This is a genomic window from Pseudoalteromonas sp. NZS127 (assembly GCF_015864805.1).
Lineage (GTDB): Bacteria > Pseudomonadota > Gammaproteobacteria > Enterobacterales > Alteromonadaceae > Pseudoalteromonas > Pseudoalteromonas nigrifaciens.
The window spans coordinates 88,994-112,540 of record NZ_JADYWN010000012.1 but is presented as its reverse complement, the minus strand read 5'-3'; the positions used below and the strand labels follow the sequence as shown (position 1 = coordinate 112,540).

General features: G+C 39.5%; 23 protein-coding genes and 1 tRNA gene. 10 read left to right on the top strand and 14 right to left on the bottom strand.

The window, feature by feature from the left end; genetic code table 11:
• The first annotated feature begins 258 nt into the window (after positions 1-258).
• The 7 genes from dusB to I6E78_RS12150 all read left to right on the top strand — a co-directional run bounded on the left by dusB (position 259) and on the right by I6E78_RS12150 (position 9,320).
• Positions 259-1,230, top strand: a complete 972-nt coding sequence (dusB, locus tag I6E78_RS12180; RefSeq protein WP_058372447.1) for a tRNA dihydrouridine synthase DusB — start codon at positions 259-261, stop codon at positions 1,228-1,230.
• A gap of 19 nt (positions 1,231-1,249) precedes the next feature.
• A complete protein-coding gene (gene fis, locus I6E78_RS12175) occupies positions 1,250-1,540 on the top strand; it encodes a DNA-binding transcriptional regulator Fis (RefSeq protein WP_011327058.1) in 291 nt (96 codons plus the stop codon).
• Between the two features lie 474 nt (positions 1,541-2,014).
• A complete protein-coding gene (gene purH / locus I6E78_RS12170) occupies positions 2,015-3,601 on the top strand; it encodes a bifunctional phosphoribosylaminoimidazolecarboxamide formyltransferase/IMP cyclohydrolase (protein ID WP_058372446.1) in 1,587 nt (528 codons plus the stop codon).
• Between the two features lie 103 nt (positions 3,602-3,704).
• A complete protein-coding gene (locus I6E78_RS12165) occupies positions 3,705-4,529 on the top strand; it encodes a class I SAM-dependent methyltransferase (protein ID WP_197182619.1) in 825 nt (274 codons plus the stop codon).
• 16 nt (positions 4,530-4,545) lie between these two features.
• On the top strand, positions 4,546-5,835 hold the full coding sequence (gene purD, locus I6E78_RS12160; protein WP_197182609.1) for a phosphoribosylamine--glycine ligase: 1,290 nt from the start codon (positions 4,546-4,548) through the stop codon (positions 5,833-5,835).
• A gap of 112 nt (positions 5,836-5,947) precedes the next feature.
• The gene (locus I6E78_RS12155; protein WP_197182608.1) at positions 5,948-8,488 is read left to right on the top strand and encodes an EAL domain-containing protein; all 2,541 of its coding nucleotides are present in this window, start codon (positions 5,948-5,950) and stop codon (positions 8,486-8,488) included.
• 22 nt (positions 8,489-8,510) lie between these two features.
• On the top strand, positions 8,511-9,320 hold the full coding sequence (locus I6E78_RS12150; RefSeq protein ID WP_179807990.1) for a DUF2797 domain-containing protein: 810 nt from the start codon (positions 8,511-8,513) through the stop codon (positions 9,318-9,320).
• On the opposite strand, the gene I6E78_RS12145 is transcribed toward I6E78_RS12150, so the two are convergent.
• Positions 9,299-11,845, bottom strand: a complete 2,547-nt coding sequence (locus tag I6E78_RS12145; RefSeq protein WP_197182607.1) for an EAL domain-containing protein — start codon at positions 11,843-11,845, stop codon at positions 9,299-9,301. The genes I6E78_RS12150 and I6E78_RS12145 overlap by 22 nt on opposite strands.
• 82 nt (positions 11,846-11,927) lie before the next feature.
• On the opposite strand from I6E78_RS12145, the gene I6E78_RS12140 reads away from it, so the two are divergent.
• Positions 11,928-12,218 carry a hypothetical protein gene (locus tag I6E78_RS12140; protein WP_197182606.1) on the top strand — a complete coding sequence of 97 codons (291 nt, stop codon included), beginning with the start codon at positions 11,928-11,930 and terminating at the stop codon, positions 12,216-12,218.
• Here the strand turns inward: I6E78_RS12140 and I6E78_RS12135 are convergent.
• The 6 genes from I6E78_RS12135 to I6E78_RS12110 form a co-directional block, all read right to left on the bottom strand.
• Positions 12,201-13,121, bottom strand: coding sequence for a histone deacetylase family protein (locus I6E78_RS12135; RefSeq protein WP_197182605.1), 921 nt, complete (start codon positions 13,119-13,121; stop codon positions 12,201-12,203). The two genes, I6E78_RS12140 and I6E78_RS12135, sit on opposite strands and share 18 nt — an antisense overlap.
• A gap of 116 nt (positions 13,122-13,237) precedes the next feature.
• Positions 13,238-14,779, bottom strand: a complete 1,542-nt coding sequence (locus I6E78_RS12130; RefSeq protein WP_058372442.1) for a serine hydrolase — start codon at positions 14,777-14,779, stop codon at positions 13,238-13,240.
• A 21-nt stretch (positions 14,780-14,800) separates the two neighbouring features.
• The gene (locus I6E78_RS12125; protein ID WP_197182604.1) at positions 14,801-15,295 is read right to left on the bottom strand and encodes a gamma-glutamylcyclotransferase family protein; all 495 of its coding nucleotides are present in this window, start codon (positions 15,293-15,295) and stop codon (positions 14,801-14,803) included.
• A 34-nt stretch (positions 15,296-15,329) separates the two neighbouring features.
• The gene (locus I6E78_RS12120) at positions 15,330-15,956 is read right to left on the bottom strand and encodes a LysE family translocator (RefSeq protein ID WP_197182603.1); all 627 of its coding nucleotides are present in this window, start codon (positions 15,954-15,956) and stop codon (positions 15,330-15,332) included.
• Between the two features lie 13 nt (positions 15,957-15,969).
• The gene (locus I6E78_RS12115; RefSeq protein WP_197182602.1) at positions 15,970-16,743 is read right to left on the bottom strand and encodes a hypothetical protein; all 774 of its coding nucleotides are present in this window, start codon (positions 16,741-16,743) and stop codon (positions 15,970-15,972) included.
• Between the two features lie 3 nt (positions 16,744-16,746).
• Positions 16,747-17,223, bottom strand: a complete 477-nt coding sequence (locus I6E78_RS12110) for a CreA family protein (protein ID WP_197182601.1) — start codon at positions 17,221-17,223, stop codon at positions 16,747-16,749.
• A 254-nt stretch (positions 17,224-17,477) separates the two neighbouring features.
• On the opposite strand from I6E78_RS12110, the gene I6E78_RS12105 reads away from it, so the two are divergent.
• A complete protein-coding gene (locus I6E78_RS12105; protein ID WP_058372437.1) occupies positions 17,478-17,807 on the top strand; it encodes a 5-carboxymethyl-2-hydroxymuconate Delta-isomerase in 330 nt (109 codons plus the stop codon).
• A gap of 125 nt (positions 17,808-17,932) precedes the next feature.
• Here I6E78_RS12105 and I6E78_RS12100 read toward each other — a convergent pair whose 3' ends face one another.
• Positions 17,933-18,232, bottom strand: a complete 300-nt coding sequence (locus I6E78_RS12100) for a HigA family addiction module antitoxin (protein ID WP_197182600.1) — start codon at positions 18,230-18,232, stop codon at positions 17,933-17,935.
• Positions 18,233-18,305: 73 nt separating this feature from the next.
• Positions 18,306-18,611 carry a type II toxin-antitoxin system RelE/ParE family toxin gene (locus I6E78_RS12095; protein WP_197182599.1) on the bottom strand — a complete coding sequence of 102 codons (306 nt, stop codon included), beginning with the start codon at positions 18,609-18,611 and terminating at the stop codon, positions 18,306-18,308.
• A gap of 613 nt (positions 18,612-19,224) precedes the next feature.
• Here I6E78_RS12095 and I6E78_RS18685 point away from each other — a divergent pair.
• Entirely contained in the window at positions 19,225-19,572 is a 348-nt protein-coding gene (locus tag I6E78_RS18685) for a hypothetical protein (RefSeq protein WP_231617993.1), read from the top strand.
• A 51-nt stretch (positions 19,573-19,623) separates the two neighbouring features.
• Here the strand turns inward: I6E78_RS18685 and I6E78_RS12085 are convergent, their stop codons facing one another.
• From I6E78_RS12085 to I6E78_RS12065, 5 genes are all read right to left on the bottom strand, one after another.
• Complete coding sequence (locus I6E78_RS12085; RefSeq protein ID WP_197182598.1) at positions 19,624-21,201, bottom strand: non-canonical purine NTP pyrophosphatase; 1,578 nt, start codon at positions 21,199-21,201, stop codon at positions 19,624-19,626.
• Positions 21,194-22,105, bottom strand: coding sequence for a beta-ribofuranosylaminobenzene 5'-phosphate synthase family protein (locus I6E78_RS12080; RefSeq protein WP_231617997.1), 912 nt, complete (start codon positions 22,103-22,105; stop codon positions 21,194-21,196). The genes I6E78_RS12085 and I6E78_RS12080 overlap by 8 nt, the downstream gene beginning before the upstream one ends.
• 34 nt (positions 22,106-22,139) lie before the next feature.
• A complete protein-coding gene (locus I6E78_RS12075; protein WP_197182596.1) occupies positions 22,140-22,844 on the bottom strand; it encodes a hypothetical protein in 705 nt (234 codons plus the stop codon).
• A gap of 123 nt (positions 22,845-22,967) precedes the next feature.
• A tRNA-Ile gene (locus tag I6E78_RS12070) sits at positions 22,968-23,044 on the bottom strand.
• Between the two features lie 307 nt (positions 23,045-23,351).
• Positions 23,352-23,510 carry a YqaE/Pmp3 family membrane protein gene (locus tag I6E78_RS12065; RefSeq protein ID WP_011327039.1) on the bottom strand — a complete coding sequence of 53 codons (159 nt, stop codon included), beginning with the start codon at positions 23,508-23,510 and terminating at the stop codon, positions 23,352-23,354.
• Positions 23,511-23,547: the final 37 nt, after the last annotated feature.

Sequence of the window (23,547 nt, the reverse complement as noted above, 5' to 3'; positions counted from 1 at the left end):
GCTTTTACTTAAAACAAGCATCTGAAGCCTGTATTTAACAGGCTTTACCATTTATTTACAAAATAAAATTTATCTCTATTTTATACTAAAAATAAAAGCTGCTTAAATTTCAAACAAATAAACCGCTTTGTCATACGGTTATCAAATGTCAATACGAAAAGGGCAAAAAAAAGTTACTTTTGTTCAATTTATAGCCTTTGATTTTTGCTAAAAAAACCGTAAACTTAGCGCCCCTTGAAAAGAGGCCTATTGAATATAGTGCGTATCGGTAAATACCAACTTGAGAATAACGTAATTGTCGCGCCTATGGCCGGCATTACAGATAGACCATTTAGACAACTTTGTCGCCGCTTAGGTGCGGGGCTTGCTGTGTCTGAAATGTTATCATCGAATCCTGATGTTTGGAAAACCGAAAAATCGATGAACCGTATGGATCACAGCGGTGAGTCGGGAATACGCGCGGTGCAAATTGCAGGAGCTGATCCTGAACTTATGGCACAGGCCGCACAATTCAATGTTGCTAATGGTGCACAGATCATAGATATCAATATGGGGTGCCCAGCAAAAAAAGTGAACAAGAAACTCGCTGGCTCTGCTTTATTACAGTTTCCTGAACTTGTGGAAGAGATTATTGATGCAGTTGTTAATGCTGTTGATATACCTGTAACACTTAAAATCCGTACTGGATGGGATCTGGATAACCGTAATGGTGTAGAGATTGCGAGAATAGCTGAACGTTATGGCATAGCGTCACTTGCCGTACATGGGCGCACACGCGCATGTATGTACAAGGGTGAGGCTGAGTACGCCACGATTAGGGATATTAAACGTTCGGTGTCGATTCCTGTGGTTGCAAACGGTGATATTACATCACCGGAAAAAGCAAAGCAGGTATTAGATTATACGGGTGCAGATGCCATTATGATTGGCCGAGCCGCCCAAGGTCGCCCTTGGATATTTAGGGAGATAGACCACTATTTGCGAACCGGAGAGCATTTACAGCCGCCTGCTATTGCAGAGGTGCGCAGTATTTTAATGGAGCATTTAACTAATCTCCATACGTTTTACGGTGAACCAATGGGAGCGCGAATTGCTCGTAAGCATGTATCTTGGTATTTGCAAACCCATGACCGTGATGGTCAGTTTAGGCGAGTATTTAATGCGATCGACAACCCACTTACACAAGTTGACGTATTAGAGCAATACTTTAAAACACTAGCAGCTAACTAAGAAAGAAAGAGATTAAATAATGTTCGAACAAAACGTGACTTCTCCATTTATCACTAACCCTCATGTTCAGGCACACGAGAAACCGCAGCCATTACGTGACGCAGTAAAGAAAGCTGTTCACCACTATTTAAAGCAGCTTAACGGTCAAGATGTGCAAGACGTTTACGACCTTGTTCTTTCAGAGCTAGAAGCGCCATTACTGGAAGAAGTAATGACGTATACACGTGGTAACCAAACACGTGCAGCAATTTTACTAGGTATCAACCGTGGTACTTTACGTAAAAAGCTTAAAAAATACGGCATGAACTAATACTTTTTGTATTGACTGGTAAGCACGCATACTAAGCCAATACATAGGGTATAAATTAATAACCATTTATGGCCATTAATTTATATAAAAGCACCTTAGGGTGCTTTTTTTATGCCTGCTATTTAACCTGTTCTCCAGCTAGTAAACCTATCTCAAGCAGCTATTTTCAACGCACTGAGTAAGTTATTTAATAAGCTAGAATACGCATGTTTTTAATTGGTTGGCATCACTAAGCGTTAGTATTATTCATGCAGATTAGCGTTGCCTTTTAAGCCAAATTTAGGTTACGCACTCAATTATGCTAGTAAAAAATGCATAACATAAGGTTTTACCTTGGTTAATCCATAAGGAGCTGCATTATTGCTACAAGTGCTAATTGCAAAATGCTCACCCTTAATAAGTCGTTTTTTGAGTTGTTATCAGTTAAAATGCCCGCTTCTAAGCTAGCTCATAAACTGAGGAAATCAAACTACAATGGATACACATCGTCCCATTCGTCGCGCACTATTAAGTGTGTCTGATAAAACCGGTATAGTTGAATTTGCCCGCGCATTAGAAGCGCAAGGTGTTGATATTTTGTCAACTGGCGGTACCTGTAAACTACTTGCTGATAACGGCATAAAAGTCACTGAAGTATCAGATCACACAGGTCACCCAGAAATCATGGATGGCCGTGTAAAAACACTTCATCCAAAAATTCACGGCGGCATTTTAGCGCGTCGCGGACAAGATGAAAGCGTAATGGCAGATAACAACATTTCTGCTATCGACATTGTTGTAGTTAACTTATACCCCTTTGCGAATACTGTCGCTCAAGAAAACTGCAGCCTTGAAGATGCTATTGAAAACATAGATATTGGCGGCCCGACTATGGTTCGCGCAGCGGCTAAAAACCACAAAGACGTTACTATTGTGGTAAACGCCAGCGACTACGACCGCGTGATCAGCGAAATGCAAAGCAACAAAGGTTCTACTACCTATAAAACCCGTTTTGATCTTGCTATAGCAGCCTACGAGCACACCGCTCAGTACGATGGCATGATTGCTAATTACTTCGGTAAAATGGTTCCTGACTACACAGAGGAAGCCGCCGAAGACACTAAATTCCCACGCACTATCAATATGCAGTTCACTAAAAAGCAAGATATGCGCTACGGCGAAAACTCGCATCAAGACGCCGCTTTTTATGTTGAAAACGACATTGTTGAAGCTTCAGTAGCAACAGCAACTCAGCTGCAAGGTAAAGCGTTATCTTTCAACAACATTGCTGATACCGATGCAGCACTTGAGTGTGTTAAAGAGTTTGACGTACCAGCCTGTGTAATCGTAAAACATGCAAACCCGTGTGGCGTGTCTATCGGTAGCAATATTCTTGAAGCATACGAACGTGCTTTTAAAACCGATCCTACATCGGCATTTGGTGGCATTATTGCCTTTAACCAAGAGTTAGATGCAGCAACCGCAGAAGCGATTGTTGAACGTCAATTTGTGGAAGTAATTATTGCTCCTAGCGTATCTGATGCTGCAGCTAAAATTGTTTCGGCTAAACAAAACGTACGCTTATTAGTATGTGGACAGTGGACAGGTAAAGCCGCAGGTCAAGACATTAAACGCGTTAATGGCGGTATTTTAGTGCAAGACCGCGACTTAGGCATGGTAACGCAAGGCGATTTAAAAGTTGTATCTAAGCGTCAACCTACTGAGCAAGAGCTTAAAGACTTATTATTTTGCTGGAAAGTAGCTAAATTTGTTAAATCTAACGCCATTGTATATGCCCGTGACGGTATGACAATCGGTGTAGGCGCAGGCCAAATGAGCCGCGTTTACTCGGCTAAAATTGCCGGTATTAAAGCAGCAGATGAAAACCTTGAAGTTAAAGGTTCAGTTATGGCATCGGATGCATTCTTCCCATTTCGTGATGGTATTGACGCAGCCGCAGCCGCTGGCATAACGGCAGTTATTCAGCCAGGCGGCTCAATGCGTGATGCAGAAGTGATTGCCGCAGCAGACGAAGCTGGCATGGCAATGGTACTTACTGGTATGCGCCACTTCCGCCACTAATCACTTATAGAGCTAAACACTGAAGTTTGAGTTTAGCTCTGTTTGTTTGCAATCAATTAACGTATTCTGATTGTTCATTAAACTAACAGTGAAGAATAAAATGATGAAATTTGCTTTAAAATCTATACTTGTCGCCACTATTGCGCTTAGCTCTGCAGCAAGCTTGGCTCATAACCACAGTGAAAACTCATTAATTGCTAATGCACTTAATGATGAGCAACGCGCTACTAAAAACAGTGAGCGTGACGAGTTTCGTCACCCAGCACAAACGCTGGCATTTTTTGGCTTAAAGCCAAATATGAGCGTGGTAGAAATATCGCCCGGCGGTGGTTGGTACAGTGAAATTTTAGCGCCTGTACTCAAAGATAATGGCAAATTTTACGCCGCGCATTTTCCAAAAGATGCGACTGGCTTTTATCAGCGTTCTCGCTCTGAGTTTGAACAAAAAGTAACGCAAGACCCACGCTTTAGTAAAGTAATAGTAACTGAGTTTGCTCCTGTTACACACACCGAACTTGCCCCTGCAAATAGTGCCGATATGGTACTTACCTTTAGAAATGTGCATAACTGGTATATGGGTAAAAATAAAGATGGCGCGCTTAGTGCGTTTAAATCTTTTTATACCGCACTCAAACCAGGTGGCACCTTAGGTGTAGTAGAGCATAGATTGCCTGAAGCACGCGCCGATGACGATCAAAAAAGCAGTGGTTACATGAAGCAAAGCTACGTAATTGAAATAGCTAAACAAGCTGGGTTTGAATTAGTTGCTAGTAGTGAAATAAATGCTAACCCAAAAGATACAGCCGATCACCCTAAAGGGGTATGGACGCTACCACCAAGCTTACGTTTAGGCGAGCAAGATGCCGATAAATATAAAGCCATTGGTGAAAGTGACCGCATGACGCTGAAATTTAAAAAACCGCTTTAAATAGGAATTTTTCGCCATGAATGTTTTAGTCATTGGCAGCGGCGGCCGCGAACACGCTCTTGCGTTTAAAGCCGCTCAAAACACCAAAGTAAACACCGTATTTGTAGCACCAGGTAATGCGGGCACAGCACTTGAGCCAAAACTTGAGAACGTTGCAATAAATGTTGACGACTTAGACGGTTTACTACAGTTTGCACAACAAAATAATGTTGAGCTTACTATTGTAGGCCCAGAGATCCCGCTTGTGTTAGGTGTGGTTGATAAGTTTCGTGAACACGGCCTAGCTATATTTGGCCCAACAGCTGGCGCAGCTCAGCTTGAAGGCTCAAAGTCGTTTACTAAAGACTTTTTAGCGCGTCACAATATCCCTAGTGGCGATTACCAAACCTTTGAACAGGTTGCCCCTGCCCTTGCTTATTTAAAAGAAAAAGGCGCACCAATTGTAATCAAAGCAGATGGTTTAGCCGCAGGTAAAGGCGTAATTGTCGCCATGACCGAAGCCGAGGCTGAAGATGCTATTCGTGACATGCTTGCGGGTAATGCTTTTGGTGATGCTGGTAGCCGCGTAGTTATCGAAGAGTTTTTAGAAGGTGAAGAAGCGTCTTTCATTGTGATGGTAGATGGCAAAAACGTATTACCGTTTGCCACAAGCCAAGATCATAAACGCGCTTACAATGGCGATGCTGGCCCTAACACTGGCGGTATGGGTGCTTATTCACCTGCGCCAGTGGTTACCGATGAAATTCATCAGCGTATTATGAACGAAGTGATTTACCCAACGGTAGAGGGCATGGCGAGCGAAGGCCATCCGTACACAGGCTTTTTATACGCTGGCTTAATGATAGATACCGATGGCACGCCAAAAGTAATTGAGTATAACTGTCGTTTTGGCGACCCTGAAACTCAACCTATGATGCTACGTTTGCAATCAGATTTAGTCGAGCTAATTGAAGCGGCTAATCGTGTTGAACTGGATAAAACCACCATAGCGTTTGATCCACGCGCAGCCGTTGGTGTAGTACTGGCCGCTAAAGGCTACCCTGGTGATTACCCTAAAGGCGATGTTATATCGGGTTTACAGGTTGACTACCCTGCTGGCGAAAAAGTATTTCATGCTGGTACTAAACAAAACGGTAATGACGTAGTAACCGCAGGCGGACGTGTATTATGTGCCACTGCACTGGGTAATACCGTAACCGAAGCGCAGCAACGCGCTTACGAGCTAATAAAGCAACTCAGCTGGGATGGCATGGAATATCGTACTGATATTGCATATCGTGCTATTGCGAGAGAGCAAAATAGTTAAATATAACCTATTGGTTAATATTACTATTAAATGTAAACATCAAAAGCGCAGCTTGTCTGCGCTTTTTTAGTGCTACACTATTTGAAAGGACTTAAAAAAAGCACAGCATAATTTGGAACTTAAAACGTTACGTTATCATGCGCTAGCCGCAGCAATACTTGTATTAATATTTTTTATAATTAATACCTTGGTATCAAACCTGATAACGCCTGCCCGTTACACAATAGATAAAATTGCCCCTATCTATTTAAATTATGCTTATTACATTGATAGCAGTAAACAACTCAGCTTTGACGAACTAATGACTCAACCAGAGCGCTTAATTGCTCAGCCTTTTTCTAAAATACCATGGAGTTTTACTGCACAAAATTATTGGTTATTTATTGATTTAAAAAATAAAAATCTAAAAAGTGAAGACCTTGTTGCCCACTTTGACAACCCTATGGTTGATCACCTAACTATTTATCAACTGAATGATAAAAAACAGTTACTACATACATATAACTTGGGTGACAAAGAGCAAGATCTCTCGTTATTTCAATACAGTGTACCCCATATTCGCTTTACCTTAGAGGGGCAAGCAACCCAGCACTTAGTCATTAAAATAGATACTGGCGGTATAAGTAAAACGCCGGTTAGTTTATATCGCAATAAAGAGTTTGTTGACCTAGTACGCTCGCAAACCGGTATTTGGGGCATATTTGTTGGGGTATTAATAATGGCTGCGCTGTATAACTTAGTACTCTATTTTGGTATTAAAGACCGCGTGTACTTAGTTTACATTGGCTATATTATTAGCGCCATAGTGCTAATGGGAGCTGTATTAGGGTTTGGCTTTTATTTATGGCCAACCCCTTGGCAATTGTTTATTCATGAAAGAGTTGTGTTTGCCAATTACGCTATCGCTTTTTTCACCCTGGCCTTTTGTACACTATTTTTACGCTACCATAAGGATAACTGCTGGCGCTATAAATTAAGTGTAAGACTACTTTCGTTGATGTTTATACTTGCAGTAAGTAGTTTATTTATACCAGAAAATATAGCCGCACCCATCTTTTTTGTAATAATGGCCGCGCTGTATATTGTGTGTATTATTTTAATTTATAATAAATTGCGTAGCGGTTTTAGATGGGCAAAGTATTACGTACTCTCTTGGGTGCCATTAATACTTGGTGCTGCTATTCAACCTTTAGAGTTAACCGGCGTAATTTCCTACAGTTTTACCACTCGCCATGCTTTTTTAGTCGCTATACTATGTGAAATAGTACTGATGGCGATGGCACTTGCCGATAGAGTTCGCTACCAAAGAGAGCGCGCTTTATATCATGCTACCCACACACAGCAAACCAAACTCCTCAACAGTGCCAAATTAAAGCAAGCCTTTATGATGCTACAAACGCAGCAGCGTCGCGCTATTTTATGTTTAGTCAAAATACGCCACTTCAACTCGCTCAATACTATTATTACCCCAGCACAAGGCTACACGCTAATCAGGCATGTCGCCGATAAGTTGGCATTGCAACTGAGTTATGAGCGTGAGTTTATCGATCTTGATAACGACCTCAGCGCCATCACACAATTTTCCGACTTGGGCAGCGGTGTGTTTGCCTTTATTTCTACCAAAACCCAAAGCCAAGTTATGCTTGAAGAGCGGTTAACCAAAGTACTTGCTGGATTACCAAAACAGTACGAAATAAAAGGCCTCAATTTGCAGCTTAACTACTCTACTGGTTTTAGTTACTTAAATGAAAATGACGACTTTGACTACTGGTTACAGCATGGCTATTTAGCACTTGAAAATGCCAAAAACAGCATTAATAAAGTAAGCTCATCGGTGCACGATAAACAACAAGTGATGGATGTGGCTTTGGCCGCTAAGCTGCAACAGGCAATTAAAACCAATAAACTGGCGTTATATTATCAAGCGCAACTTAACTTTAGTGCAAATAAAGTAAACGGCGCCGAGGCGCTATTGCGTTGGCCCGAACCGGCCTTTAAAAGCATTTCAATTGAGAAATTAATAATTTTAGCTGAGCATACTGGTATTATTAACGAGCTTACTTTGTGGATTATTGAGCAAGCTTGCCAAGATATTATTAGGTTCACCCAAAATGGGCACCCTGGGCATACTATTAGTGTAAATTTAAGCGCTAAAAATTTAACCATCAATAATTTAGCCGAAAAAGTAGAAAATATTTTAATTAAGTACCAGGTTCCTGCGCATCTACTTAAATTTGAACTGACAGAATCAGCCTTTGTAGAGAGCCAGGAGGCGCTCATTAAATTAGTAGAGCAATTGAACACCTTGGGAGTTAAAGTGGTACTTGATGACTTTGGTACAGGCTACGCGTCACTTAGTTATCTAGTTAACTTTCACTTTAGTGAATTAAAAATAGATAAATCGTTCGTGCTTGATTTACCCAATAATCATACTCATCAGGTTATTGTGCAAACAGCGATAGATATGGCGCATAACCTAGGTTTATCAATCACTATTGAAGGGGTAGAAACGCAAGAGGTTCACGACTTACTTAAAGGTATGAACGCCGATCATGCACAAGGATATCTTTACGCCAAACCACTCGCGTATGACGATTATTTACTGTACTTAAACAGCCAATATAATTTAAAAATGTTAGACTCCCCTTTTTAACATCTTTAGGGGCCAAGTAAAGATGCAAGGCACATTGCGTAAATTAAAATCGAGCTTAACCGAGCCGGTACAATATCACTTACCTGTGGGTGAGCACTTAGTCGACTTAAATGCATTTATAGGCAAAGAGCTAACGCTTACTTTTAGCGGCACAATTTTATGCTCTAGCTGCGGTAAAAAAACCAAAAAAAGCTATTCTCAAGGCCATTGCTTTGTATGCATGCGCAAACTTGCTAGTTGCGATATGTGTATTATGAAGCCAGAAACCTGCCATTACGATCAAGGTACTTGCCGCGAGCCAGAGTGGGGAGAAGAAAATTGCATGATCCCGCATTACGTCTACCTCGCTAATACCTCAGGACTAAAAGTGGGTATTACTCGCCACACGCAAATACCAACTCGTTGGGTTGATCAAGGCGCTACCCAAGCACTGCCTATTTTTAAAGTGCAAACACGATTGCAATCGGGCTTAGTAGAAGTGGCATTGGCTGAATTTATTGCTGATAAAACTAATTGGCGCAATATGCTAAAAGGCCAAAACGAAGCGCTAGATTTAAAGGCTGCAGCCGCTGAGCTTATTCCACAAATTAGCGCAAAGCTAAATGAGCTAAGCGAGCTATTTGGCGCAACAGCTATTGAACAGCTAGATGAAGACGTAGTTGATTTAAACTTTCCGGTAAGCGAATACCCAACCAAAATCAGCTCGTTTAACTTTGATAAAGACCCGGTAGTAAGCGGTATTTTACAAGGTATTAAAGGTCAGTATTTAATTTTTGAAAAAGGCGTTATTAACATTCGAAAATTCACCTCTTACGAAGTAACCGTAGGCTGAGTGCTGGTCGGTTGAGTGCTCGCAGATAAGTCGTTCAACCGATAAAAATCAAACCATTGCCGCTGCGTTAACGGGCGGCAATAGTAATACCCCTGTATAACATTACACCCTAAGCTAATAAGGTATTTTTTTTGAGCTAGCTGCTCAACTCCCTCTGCCACTACGATTAAGTTTAAATTGCTAGCCAGTGCAATAAGCGCTGCAACTATTTGGCTATTGCCGTATTCATCAGGGACTTTAGCAATAAAGCTCGCGTCTATTTTTAATGTATCAAAAGGCAGTTTAGTTAAATAACTCAATGCCGAATACCCGGTCCCAAAGTCGTCTAATGCTATATGCACGCCCAGCTTTTTTAGCTGCTGCAACTGCGTTTTAGCCTGTGTAAATGAGCTAATAAAACTGCTTTCTGTCAGCTCTATCTCAAGTAAACTGCCGGGTAAATTATAATGTTTAAGCATAGTGCTAATATTGTTTGCCAGCTTGCCTTGGCTTAAATGACATGCCGATATATTTATTGCTAAGCGCCCAGCCACCAGTCCTTCTTTTTGCCATAGCGTTAGTACTTTACCCGCCTGATTAATAACCCATAAATCTAACCGCACTATCAAACCTAGCTCTTCAGCAAGCGGAATAAATTGCGCGGGCGATATCACTCCTAAGTCGGGGTCGTGCCAACGCAATAATGCCTCAACGCCCATAATATGTTCACTTTTAAGGCATTGTTTTGGCTGAAAATACAATTCAAATTCGTTATTATCTAACGCATGCTGAAACCGACTCATCATGGCTAGGCGCTCTAGCGAGCGAGCATTCATAGAAGGTTTAAATAATTGAAACGAATTACGCCCCACATCTTTTGAGCGATACATAGCAATATCGGCATGCTTTAGCAGTGTTTCGCTGTCTAGGCCATCATCAGGGTAAATAGCCGCGCCAATCGAGGCTGTTACACCTACTTCAGCACTTTCTAATTGAAATGGGGTGTTTAAGTTATTTAGTATTTTTTCAGCTAAACTAGCTACTGCATCAATCTTATTTATTTCGCACAGCACTACAAATTCATCTCCCCCTAAACGCGCTAAGGTATCGCCTTCGTTTAAAGTAGCCTCGATACGCGTAGCAACCAGGGTTAATAAACAATCCCCAGCGCTATGGCCTAAACTATCGTTTACTTCTTTAAAGCGATCTAGGTCGATAAACATCACCGCCAATAAATGCTGGTCGCGGTGAGCTGCAGCTAAAGCCATTTTGAGCCTGTCGTTAAACAAACGCCTATTTGGTAGGCCCGTTAATTCATCAAAATAAGCCAACTGCACAATTTTATCTTCAGCATTCTTTCTCTCGGTTATATCACTAAAAATTGCCGCATAAATAGCATCTGAATTATTAGGCTCTTTAATTTCAATTATAGTTAACCACTCTATATAAATATCGCCATTTTTTTTACGATTACAAATTTCGCCCTGCCACACACCCGTTTTGTTAATTGCATCCCACATTTTTATATAAAAGCTTTTATCATGCCGCCCCGAGCTCAATATACTTGGGCACTTACCTATAACCTCATGCTCTTTATAGCCGGTCAATTGGGTAAATGCTGGGTTTACTTGCATAATAGTGCTGTTGCTATGGGTGATCATTATGCCGTCGAGCGATGAATCAATTATTTTATTGGCTAAATATAGGTTTCGCTGCGAGTGCTGTAGGGCTAAATCTCGTTGCACTAATACTTTTTCTAGCTCAGAACAATACGCACTTTCAATTTCATGTATTAAATGTTCGAGTGACAACACACCTTTAATTTCATCATTGTCGCTCACCACTAAATGCCGTACTTGGCTATCTAACATTAATTTGTAAGCATCAAACAGGCTATCTTGTGGGGTTATTTTATAAAGCGGCCGACTTGCTAAATCCCAGCACACACTCTGCTCGCTCTGGCGTGTGATCAGTTGTAATAAATCGCGCTGCGTAATAATGCCATGCTCTTTTTGCTGTTGATTAAAAACCAAAATAACTTTTTCGCTGCGTTCGCGCATTAATTTTACCGCTTCATTTACCGCTAATGAGCTAGGTACAATTGTTATGTTTTTAGTGTACTGCTCGTTAATAGTGCGAAACTGCAAGTAATGATCAAGCCCTTGATTGCGCACAATATCTGTAATGCTAATTACCCCACACGGTAAGTTGTTGTTATCGGTAACGAGTAAATGCCTTACACCATGCTGATGAAAAATTAGTGCGGTATCACTTAAAGGCTGCTGACTAGGAACACTTAAAACCGGGCTCGTCATCACATCATTAATGGTAATATTTGTAACTGCTGGATTGGTAAAGTCGAGTTTTAAACAGTCAGTTTCAGTCCAAACACCTAATATGTGTTGTTGCTGCTCAATAAATATTGCACTGATATTATGTGCCCGCATTAGTTTAACCGCATCAATTAATGGCGTATGCTTGCTGCAGGTTATTACCTTATTAGTAAAAATATCACCTACTTTTTGAAAACGGCTACTGTGTGGCATTATTCAACTCCCTAAATTTGCACTAATAAGCGAGTATAAATCGAGCAAATATTCTCCCTTTGATGTAGGACAATAAATAAGCATGTCGTATCCAAAAATTATTATTTATAACAATGAAATTGAGTTAGCTGAGCAGCCTGATGAAGTAGATGATTTTATATATGCGATGGATGAGCTGCATAAAAGCAGAGTTATTATTTTAGATAGTAAGTATAGTTATACAACATTAAGTGGCGAGCCAAAAACAGCTATTAGTGCCATTGAATTAGCGAATTTAGTGAAGGGTTATTTGCTAAAAGAAGGTCAGTGTTGCCTAAGTAAAATTAAGCAGCTAACACCTGAGCAAGCATTTGCGTTACTCATAATCGACTAACGCTTTAACATGTGCAATTGCACTGCGACCCAATGCAGAAAGCGCATACCCCCCTTCTAAATACGACACTATACCGCGGCAATTATGCTGCTCGCTAAAGCGGGCTAATTGCTCGGTTAGCCAGCGGTAATCTTCTTCTACAAACTTTAAACTGGCCATATCATCTTCAAGGTGGGCATCAAATCCTGCGCTAATAAATAACATATCAGGCTTAAAAGCATTTAGTTTAGGCAGCCACTGCTGCTCAAATACCGCTTTTAAATCGTTACCGTCGCTGGCAATTGGCAAAGGTGAATTAATTAACGTGGTGTTATTTTCAACCACTGTATTGGGGTAAAATGGATGCTGAAATAAAGAGCAAAACAAGACGTTTTTATCATCTATAAATATATCTTGAGTGCCATTGCCATGATGTACGTCAAAATCAACAATAGCAATGCGGTTAACCCCTTTGCTTTGTGCATACTTAACCGCAATAGCAAGGTTGTTAAATACACAAAAACCGGCTGAGGTAGTGCGATTTGCATGATGCCCTGGCGGGCGCACTGAGCAAAATGCAGCATCAAGGTTGCCCTCTAGTATTTCATCTACCGCTAAAATACCTGCTCCTACTGCACGCTCAATTGCTTTTAATGAATCGGGACATAACCAAGTATCACCGTCTAAATCGACAAGCCCTTGGGTAGGTATTTTACTTTCAACAAAGCTAACTAATGATTCGTCATGCGCAAGTAAGTAATGCTCTCGTTGCGCTTTGGGCGCTTGTTTTTGCTCAATAGCAATATCTAACCCACTTGCTAGTAAGCGATCGTTAATGGCATCTAAGCGCTCTGGGCACTCTGGGTGGTCATCAATCATTTTATGTTTACGACAATGAGGATGAGAAATAATTGCGGTACGCATAAAAGCTCCTAACTGTATCATTAAACATAATATAACAAAGCCACCCATAGGTGGCTTTGCGACTTTGGTGTATACCCTTTACACTAGATATAGCAAATTAGGGATAGCAAAAACAGTTATTTTGCTGTTAATTTTAAATTTCTAAAGTCAAAACTAAAGTCGGTTATTTGCGTTGATACTGCACGCATTTTAGCGCTGCTCACTCTGTTTTCTGTATTCATATTAAAGTTAATAAACGCATCAGCCTCAAGTAGTTTTTCATCCCACTTAACAATAAAGGTATTGCCTGTGTAATGCTCAAGCGAGCCTTTTAAGCCCTTGGTATGCGTAAAATCAATATGTAATTTGCCATCAAGCTGCTCAATAATTACATCGCCGTACCAATTATCGTGCAATGTACCAGTGTAATTAATATTAGGTAGTTGCGGTTGATAATCAGCTGGCGCTGCAGGCTTTGCATTAGCGTATGCTTTCTCTTTACTTTCAAAATGCTTTTTAGCTAAGTCTTCAACCCAATCTTTATCTTCAAGCTCAAGCGCATCTTCAAGCACTTCGTGGGTTACTGCCGCTAGCGCACCAAATGCTTGCTGGTTACTTAAAATAACAATACCGAGTTTTTTTTCAGGTAGTAATGTAACCTGCGACACCATGCCTAAAATACCGCCACCGTGACCAAGCTTTTTAAAGCCGTGGTAATCTTCAATACTCCAGCCTAGCCCGTAACCTCTAAATTGCTGATGATACGCCTCAAACGCGCTTTTAGACGCCATAGCCGTTATATGTGGATGCCACATTTGCGCTTGTTGTTTTTCGCTAAATAACTGCTCGCCATTTGGCATTGTGCCACCAGCAAGTTGCGTACGTAGCCATTGGCTCATATCGCTGGCACTTGAGGCTATTGCCCCAGCGCCTCTAAAATCCTCTAGGTAGTTAACAAAAAATGGATGGAGTTGGTTATCCATCGGAATATGCCCCGTTGCCCAGTTTTTATTGCTGCTTGGAATGCGCGAGAATCCTGCTCGCGAGTGAGTCATATTTAGCGGCTGTAACATGTTTTTTTCGATGTAATCGTTCCAACTCATCCCAGATACGCGTGCCACCACTTCCCCTGCGGTAACAAACATTAAGTTGTTATAGGCATATTGGCTGCGAAAGCTGCTGGCCGGTTTTAAGTATTTCAACCCGGCTAAAATATCATCAACCGACTTATCGGTACTTGGCCAAATCATTAAGTCGCCTTGACCAAGCCCCAGCCCACTGCGATGGCTTAGCAGATCGCGAATACGCATTTCGCGGGTTACGTATGCGTCATATAGTTGAAATTCTGGCAGGTGATCAATCACTTTATCGTCCCAGCTCAACTTACCTTCATCAACCAACTTAGCCAGCGCCGCACTGGTAAATGCTTTGGTGTTAGATGCAATGCCAAACAAGGTGTCTTTATTAACCTTATTACCGGTGTTTATATGGGTTACACCAAAACCTTTAGCAAATATTACTTTGTCGTTTTCAACAATAGCAACTGCCATTCCTGGCACATCAAAACGTGCCATGGAGGTTTTAATTACCTGCTCTATTTTATTGGTATCTACTTGTGCCCAGGTACTAAACGTAGCCCCTGCTAATAAAGCAATTGTGGCAAACTTAATTAACTTCATTGTTATCCTTTTTTATTATGATTATTTTTGATGTACTGCAAATTCAATTTCAGCACGTTCTAGGTTGCTGTCGCTTTTTTGCGCGCGGTTTAATATTGCATCACTGTATGCTTTTGGAACGCCGGCTTCAAGCGCGCCGCGATGAACGTGTTTAATGTACCAGTCGTAGGGTAGCGCTTCACTATCGTGGATATTGGCAATATAGCAATGAGCGTTAACGTCTTCGCCGCTTAAAAGCTTTACGGTTATATTTACGCAGTCGTAACCTGCACCTTCTATACCATCTAAAATGACTTTTTCCGCGTCACTTATCTGATAAACAACCCCATAAACTAACGCATCTTCTGCATCACTTGGGCTAATACTGCATTTACCTGAGCCATCTTTAAAATACATATCAAAGGTTAGCTCATAGCCTTGTAATACTGCAGTACCAATACGCTTAGCATTAGGTAGACGCGCCAGTAAGCGGTGAGACGACATGTTAGAACCAAACGAAAAATTATAAAGCGACATACCTACTCCTAAAATTAAATAATGTAACTTAGTTTTAAATTACAACACGAATAGCCAAAGCTATTAAAATAACGCCAATGCAGCGGTCAAACCAATAACCACTGCGCTGGAAAAAGCCACGTACCTTAGTTTTACAAAGCACTAGTGATAACATTGAAAACCACGCCCAGGTAGCCAGCGCCATATAAACGCCATAACTTATTTGTACTATTGCAGGGGTAGTTGGGCTTATGACTAAAGTAAATAGCGACATAAAAAACAAGGTGGCTTTGGGGTTTAATGCATTGGTTAAAAAACCGCGCCGAAAGGCAAACCAAACGGGCTCTGCTGGCACCGTTTTGTTGGCAATATCATCATTTAGATTTGCCCCCGGTTTAGCTGCTCGCAGTGCTTGCACTCCCAAATAAGCTAAATAGGCACCGGCCAAATATTTAAGCCCCATAAACACCTTGGGCGACTGCGTTAGAATAAGTGCCACGCCTAACACGCAATAAGCTACGTGTAATAAAATAGCCGCACCAACACCTGCACTAGTCCAAAGTGCATTGCGCCTACCTTGCTGTACACTTTGCTTTAATACTACTGCAAAATCGGGCCCTGGGCTTGCTACTGCAAAAAAGTGCGCTACGGCAATCAGTAAAAATTCGTCTAAGTAATTCACACAATATCTCTGCTTAGTTTGGCATATACGCTAATAACAGCGGGTTAGCTGAGTTATTTACTAATGCTTTAATTTCTTTTTGCGCTTTTTTAAATTGGCCGCGCAAATGCGGCTTTAAATGCTGCTTAGAGCGTTTATCATTTTTAAAGTAACTCACTAACGCATGCATAAATACCGTGTGGGTTTCGCTCAACGACGTCTCGCGATTTGCATAAGGGTTATAGCAAGAGCCACAGCCGCCCTTAAACTGATATACCGTATTGCTCATCATTACCCCAAAGCCTAAAAAGCATGCCAGTGCATCAGCAGCTTGCGCTAAGTAGTCTTTTCCGCCCGGTGGTAGTACGCCCACATGATGAATTAATATAGTCGCTAATGTTCCAGCAAAACTGGCAACTAAGTCTTGTGGCTGGTTTACTTGGTTTGGATTAAACGAAATATTAATAGCCTGGCTAGGCGGTACAATTAATTTAGCGCCTTCACCGCGTAGTTGTTGGCTAAATTTAAACTGTGGAAAAACCTGTGGAGTGAGCTGCTGCGGTGCAACTAGTTGAATAGGCCATGCTGCCATACCCGCATAACTGCTTACACGGTTAAATACATTACTGGCCATTTCTTCAACACTCGATACCGAGTCGGGAAAGAACTCAACCGTGGGCAAAGTGATTTGCGTATGCTGAGTAAAAAACTCAACATCAAAGTTTTCAACCGCCCATATAAAGGTATCAATTAACCATTGCTGCTCTTGCTCAGCCAGTAATGGTTTAGACTTAAATAACGCTAACATAGCTTACTCTCGCTCTTGCCCAAGCGCCCATTGCCATGCTTGTGTATTGTATAATGGTACAGTAGATAACGCATGATGATGACTCCCCGTAGACTCTTTAGTCGAGTACGACAAATACAATAAGGTATGTGCTTTAGCATCGTAAATACGACGCACTTTTAATGATTTAAATAAAATACTTTTAGATGATTTAAATACCACTTCTCCAGATTTACTCTGATCAATCTGCTGTAATTGCTCTGCGGTAATAACCCCGGTTTGCCGACACGAAATTGACATATCAGAAGGGTCTGAAAAATCTAAATTAGCTTCAATATGGCTAATATGGCACGTTACCCCAGTAACTAAAGGGTCTTGTTGCGAATTTACAATTACATCCTTGGTGGTAAATAGTCCAAGGCTTACAGAGGCAACATCATCTGAGCACGCTGTTAAGGTAAGCATACCCGCGAGTAAAAAGCTGACTTTTAAATACTTCATCGTGTTCTCCAACATACTTAAAGAGGGATACGGTTTGTTTTTCTATACTAAACGTATTTACAGCAGCAAAACACATGTTATAAAAAATAAACATTACGCTATATACATTCACCTTTGCCGCACCATAACACTTCTTAATGGCTAATTGTGCAAAACAAAAAGATGCTAATTCAGCATTGTAGGGGTTAGCGAGTAACCTGGTATTTGGTATAATAAGGTTCACACATGTAGTAACTCATAATAGGAACGCCTAAATGCCGCACATTATTATTGAACACTCAGAAGACCTCCCTGTATTACCACAAGTACTTGTAGAAAAAATTCACAACGCCGCTTTCCAAAGTAATTTATTTGATTTAGAAACCATAAAAACACGCGCCATTTCCTATCAGCAATATCTACTGGGCGCAGGCAGGTCGGGGTTTATACATATCGCGGTACACATTTTGGCAGGGCGTTCTATTGAGCAAAAACAAATGTTAAGTGAGCAACTACTTGAGTGTTTAAAAACCTATTGCAGAGCATCAGACAGCTTAAGCGTTAATATTTACGATATTGAACATGAGATCTACCGTAAAAATTAATAACATATGTTAGCTATCAAGCAATAAAACCAAACATTTAATTACGAAGAGATCCTTATATAGGTTCCCTTTTAAATATCTTCCCATAAAAAACCAGCCGTTAAGACTGGTTTTTACTTATGTGGTTAAGCATACTTAAATAAAGGTATAGCTCGGACTACACCTGGAAGTACCATATTTTCGGCTTCCCAAGTATCTAGCTTTGCTTGCATGTTAATCCAGATAGATACCCCAGTTCCAGTGGCTTCCGAAAGCCTCCTAGCCATTGCATGAGAACATTTTGCTTTACCATTAACAAACTCACTTAATGCTTTTCTAGATATCCCAAGATGCTCTGCAGCTTTAGTAATAGATATGTTTCTTTCATCCAGTATGGTGAACTTAAAAAACTCACCAGGATGTGATGGTTTTCTAGTATGTTTCATTTTAATCTCCAATTTCCTTAATCGCTAAGGACGGCGGTTAAGGTTTTAACCGTCTTTTTTCTAGTAGGTAAAGCTAGCCTGCCTTGATGCTTTTACCATGATAATCACGGTAATCCAAAAGTATTGCGCCATCGTCGGTTATTTGAAACGTGATTCGCCAGTTACCATTGACCTCAATACTGTAAACCCCTTCACCTGAACCTTTTTTTTCTGAAAACTTACTACTGTAAATTGCTTTCAGATCTTTTGGGTGATGAGAGGAATCTATCGCATCTAGTATATATCCTACTTTAGTTAAGTGGTTGTTTTGTATCCCACTTGGGTTGTCATCATAAAAGAATTTTTTAAGCCCTTTATGTTTGAAACTTTTAATTGCCATGCCACACCTCCTTCGCATTCCGTACAATTATTATAATTAGTCATTTTTATGTCTTGTTTTTTAATATTGTTGTATCAACAAACTAATGCCTAACTATTGAATTACTTTATGCCTTTAGCCTTCACTATAGAGTGATGTAGTCACTGACTCAGCAAATGGTAACCTATAACGTTACACCCATCAAGTTGCAAACATCATTATATTTTTATAAAAAGTAGATTTACTGGCTTACTTAGTTAGCACTACTCGTAATTATAGAACTCGTTTACTGCTGCCGCTATATAGACCAATAAATGTATTGTGTAAATGATATACAAAGTACGACTATTGAAGATGCTTATAACTACCGAAACGAGTTCGCAAGCCAAAAAACGCTGGCTGTAATAAAGCCTGAAAGTATCAAATCGAAAAGTCTCGCGCCTATATTTCAGCTCAAACACTCGCAATTAGTAAGCATCAAACTAGAAAGTATAATTTATCAACACAAATAACCTATGCTGCAAGGCTAAGAGCACATGAGCTTTTAACAATTGCCAAAATATCAGAACGTAAAGCAGACAAGCGCCCTGCCCTAGACAGTAAATGGCTTGGTCGAGAAGGTAGTATTTATACAGTGAAAGGCAAAGGCGGCCTAATCCGTGATGTACTAATACCGAATGTATTAGCTAAACAACTAGAACAAAGACGTTTAGCACAGCCTATAACGGTTCGTGATAGGGAAATTAACTATTTGCAACGCTATGATATTGGTGGTGGCCATAACTGGTCGTGCTCACTTTCAAAAACATCTAATCGCACACTCTTTTTTTCAAATGGCGGTCATGGTCTTAGGCATAGCTACGCACAAGAGAGAATGGATGAACTAAAAGGTTTGGGGCTTAGTAGACAAATAGCTCTCGAAACTGTATCACAAGAGCTAGGTCACTTCAGGACTGAAATTACAGAGGTTTATTTAAAGTAAGGAGTAGGACGAAAGGGATTTAATTATTAAAACGGTTAGTTAATATTCAGGCTAATGAGGGAATTCAAACTTTCTAAGTATCAGTTTCGCAAAACCGACTCCTGTATTAGACAAGCGATATTTTCTAATTTTATTAATAACAGCAATTTCAAATAGCTCACTCCTATTCATTTTAAAAAACCTGCCAACATTAGTCACATGCTTCGGCTTAGAAATCCCGTTATTATTAATCATCTCTGTGACCTGGGTGGTTGTAAAGAATTCAGATTTCTCAGCATCTCCTCTAGCAACATATAAGACTAATATAATTAACTCTTTTAGAGAAAGCTTCTCAAAATTAGAATGTTTTTGCCTTGTTTGTAAGCCCTGTCCTGTTAAAGCGAGCTTCGATTCATAGTTAGTATATAAATCGTTCAACGAGCTCTCATTAGATATTTCCACCGCTTTTGCTTTTTCATGTATTAGCTTCGCAACCCCCATTTCCAATTCCCTTTCATCTCTTTCCTGGAGGCCTTCTTCATTAATACTGTCGATAGGCCTGTTGCGCTGATTTTTTCGGTTAAGTCTAAGCTGACTATTGGCTGTCACTAAGACTCTTTTACTTTTATATTTACCAGAAAGATTTTGCTCTATAAACTCTACCTCTTCAACTAAGCGGAAACCAGTAATCACAATATTTTCATCTCCAAAAGAAGATATATATTCAAGAACTTTCTCTGCAACTAGAAATGGAGAAGTCTTCAATATTTCTCTAGCAAAAGCCCCTATCGCAATATCACTTCCCAATCCATGATGTTGCCAATAAATAACATGCATAAAGTCAGAAGCTTCTATGTGTAGGAAATCAAACTTATTTATTAAGTATGTCGCAATTGTGGTTTTACCTGAACAACTTAATCCATAGATAATGTGACAATTAATATTATCAACTAAGCTACCTGTTTTGCTTAATGAATTTGTAATTTTACTTTTCTCTTTAAGCAATTTATAACGATCTAAAACTTTAAACATTTCCTCAAATGCTTTTTTTCTAAAATCATACAGATCTGCTTTTTCAATAGGTAACATGCTCAATACGGTTGAAACATTAACAGGTACAAACCATTTATTAAAAGTTTTATTATCAAGCCACGGGTATATGATATTTGATTCAAAATCGTATTCTTTAATCGTAAAACTGCCTTCTGTCTTACCTACAAAATAAAAAGGCTCTTCTCTAACCTCAGGCAAATATAAAACTAAATCCGATCTAACCGTAACTGAGCGATCATTTCCTAGTAAATCTAGTTCTAAATCAATATCTATAAAATTTGCATTTTCCATCCAATACTTAACATCAAGGCCTGGGTATTCATAGTTATATTTTCTAGAAAGCGCATGAATATCTACAGAGGTATCTTCGATTAAAAATGGCTTAACTGCACCAAGCTTAGATTTTTTAAGTTGAGATAAAGCACTTTGGAAGCTCATTTCAAGGAGTTTGCGTCTATTGTATAATCTTGGTTCTTTGTAGTTTGCTAAACTAGTAATTTCATTGAAATTTCTTATCGTGATATCATAATTTCTACATATATGACGAGCGTTTTGCATCTTTATTCGACTTGAAGTAAAAAAGATAAGCTCAAACATACTCTAACTTCCGTCCAGTGTTATTTGGCTTTAGTAATATCTCATTTAAATTATATTTTTCTTTCACATCGCGAATAACCTTTTTATTTTTTCGAGAAAATATGAATACCCCTGGCCCCATACTACTCATTCCAATACCCTTAACATCTTCATTTTCAAGCATAGAAAAAATATTTTTAACATTAGAACCACTGTATTGAACCTCAGCCAATTTCCAAGCTGTGTTTCTTATTAAATCGATTGCTTCAATAAATGTTTCATAATTTTTGTCTGCTAATGATGCTGAAACCATAAATATTGCGTTATAGCATGCTTCAAAAGAGTCTATTTTAGCGATAGGAGTAATAGCATTAAAAAAGTCAGCCTCTTGCTGCCCGAAATTATTAAACATACCTTTTGGATAAAGGAATACTATATCGCCAAAAGGATAGCTTTTTTGAAAAAGTAAGGTTGGAATTTTATTGGGTTCAACCAAGGCCGAAGGTAAATGCGGTTTATTTTCAGATTGTATTCCTGTATCAAATACGAATCCCCCAGTAAAATATGAATGAAGACCCACCCCAGAAGTTCCACCTCTACCCGATAGTACTTGCAAAAATTGAGACGTATAGTCATACCTATTGAGAATCAAAAGCGCTTCTATGGCAGCTAGAGTTATAGCAGTACCACTCCCTAAACCAATATGTGGCAGAGGAGCATTATATAAACATGCTTCTAAACCATGAGGAAGCTTTAGGTCTTTTCTTATTTGCTCAAGTTTTATAACTATTCTATCTAATGTAGGCCTAAGCTCTTGAGAAGCATGTTTAAATTCAATAACACTAGATTTTTTACCTATTAATTTGAAGCCTGTATCAACAGCCATTCCAAACCCACCATTACATCTAAACGAGCACTGGTGCATTGCAATTAAGTTAAAATGAAGTCTTAACGGAACACTAATCGAAACTTTTTGCATTTTCCCACTCAGTATCGAAAAATTTCTTATAAGGGGCTACAAAACTAGCATTTGAACGAAAATGTATTGAAGGTAAGTATTTTCCTCTTTCATTTTTGAAGTACGGCCCTATTACTGCGTCTTTATCAGTAATAAATAGATTGTGATTAGGCTCATGCTCATAAAACTTTACCTGGAAGCGTTGATTATATTTATCAGTAAGGCGTTTAATCGCTCGTTTACTGATGTCATATGAGGGCTGCTCTTCTGGCTCTAGAAAATCCCGATGGGTCAGTAGCATTCTCACTGTTAGTTTTTGATTGCCATCCAGCTTTTTTATGAGAAAATTATCTTCAGCTTCTTCTTCGCAAAAATCTTCAAAGAAACGCTTAGAGGTGTGAAATATCAGGTCAAATTTAGCATCGGCTTTATTTATTAATCGAGAGTAGTATTTCCTATCACCTCTGGTGCTAAGAAACTCTAAAACACCACAATCCTCAAGCTTTTCATTATTTCGGTAATTTTTATAACCAATCAAAAACTGAACTAAGGAAACTAAAGATGATATTGCCATACCACCTACAATTGGTGCCCACTTTTGATCGAATACCTCTCTGGCATATAAGATAAGTAGAATAGTAGTTATTGAAAATAAAGATATAAGAGCAATTAATGATAAAGAAATATTTACTTTTCGTCCGTGCATCTATAGTCCGTTATGTATTTGATGATTTGTTAAAACTATACTGTATTAATTCAGTATGGTAAATTCAAAAGTAGCACAGGGTAATTTCGGTTAGTAGGTATTTACTTGGAAAGCTTTGAAAAGTGGTGGCCCCTCCCAGACTCGAACTGGGGACCTAACGATTATGAGTCGTGTGCTCTAACCAACTGAGCTAAGGGGCCAACTTTTTGTATAACTGTAAACAGTTAATTTTTTTAAGAAGCGTTTAGCCACATAGCGACTAAAGCGGGGTGCAGTATAAAAAGTTTTTAGGGGCTTGTCACTAGCAAAAGTCTTTATTTTAACAATCAATGGTCTAACTGCTTAAATAGTAATCTTTTTATGGGTGTAATATTAAAATTTGCAGAATTTAGGGTTAATACTGGCAGCTAAGTAAAAATGAAATGGAAGGCTGTATATCGCGTAATTTAAAAATTGGGCTTTAAAGAAGCAACTTATAGCTTATATTACGCGACAAACAGAAATGAATTATTTTTTTGCGATAATGTAGATTGCATGTATTACTCCAGGGAAGTAACCAAACAACGTAAGTAAAATATTTATCCAAAAATGTAAGCCTAAACCCACCTGTAAAAATACTCCCAGTGGTGGCAGTAAGATTGAAAAAATAATACGTATAATATCCATAAGTACTCTCCTTATTTATAAACTAAAAAACTTATAA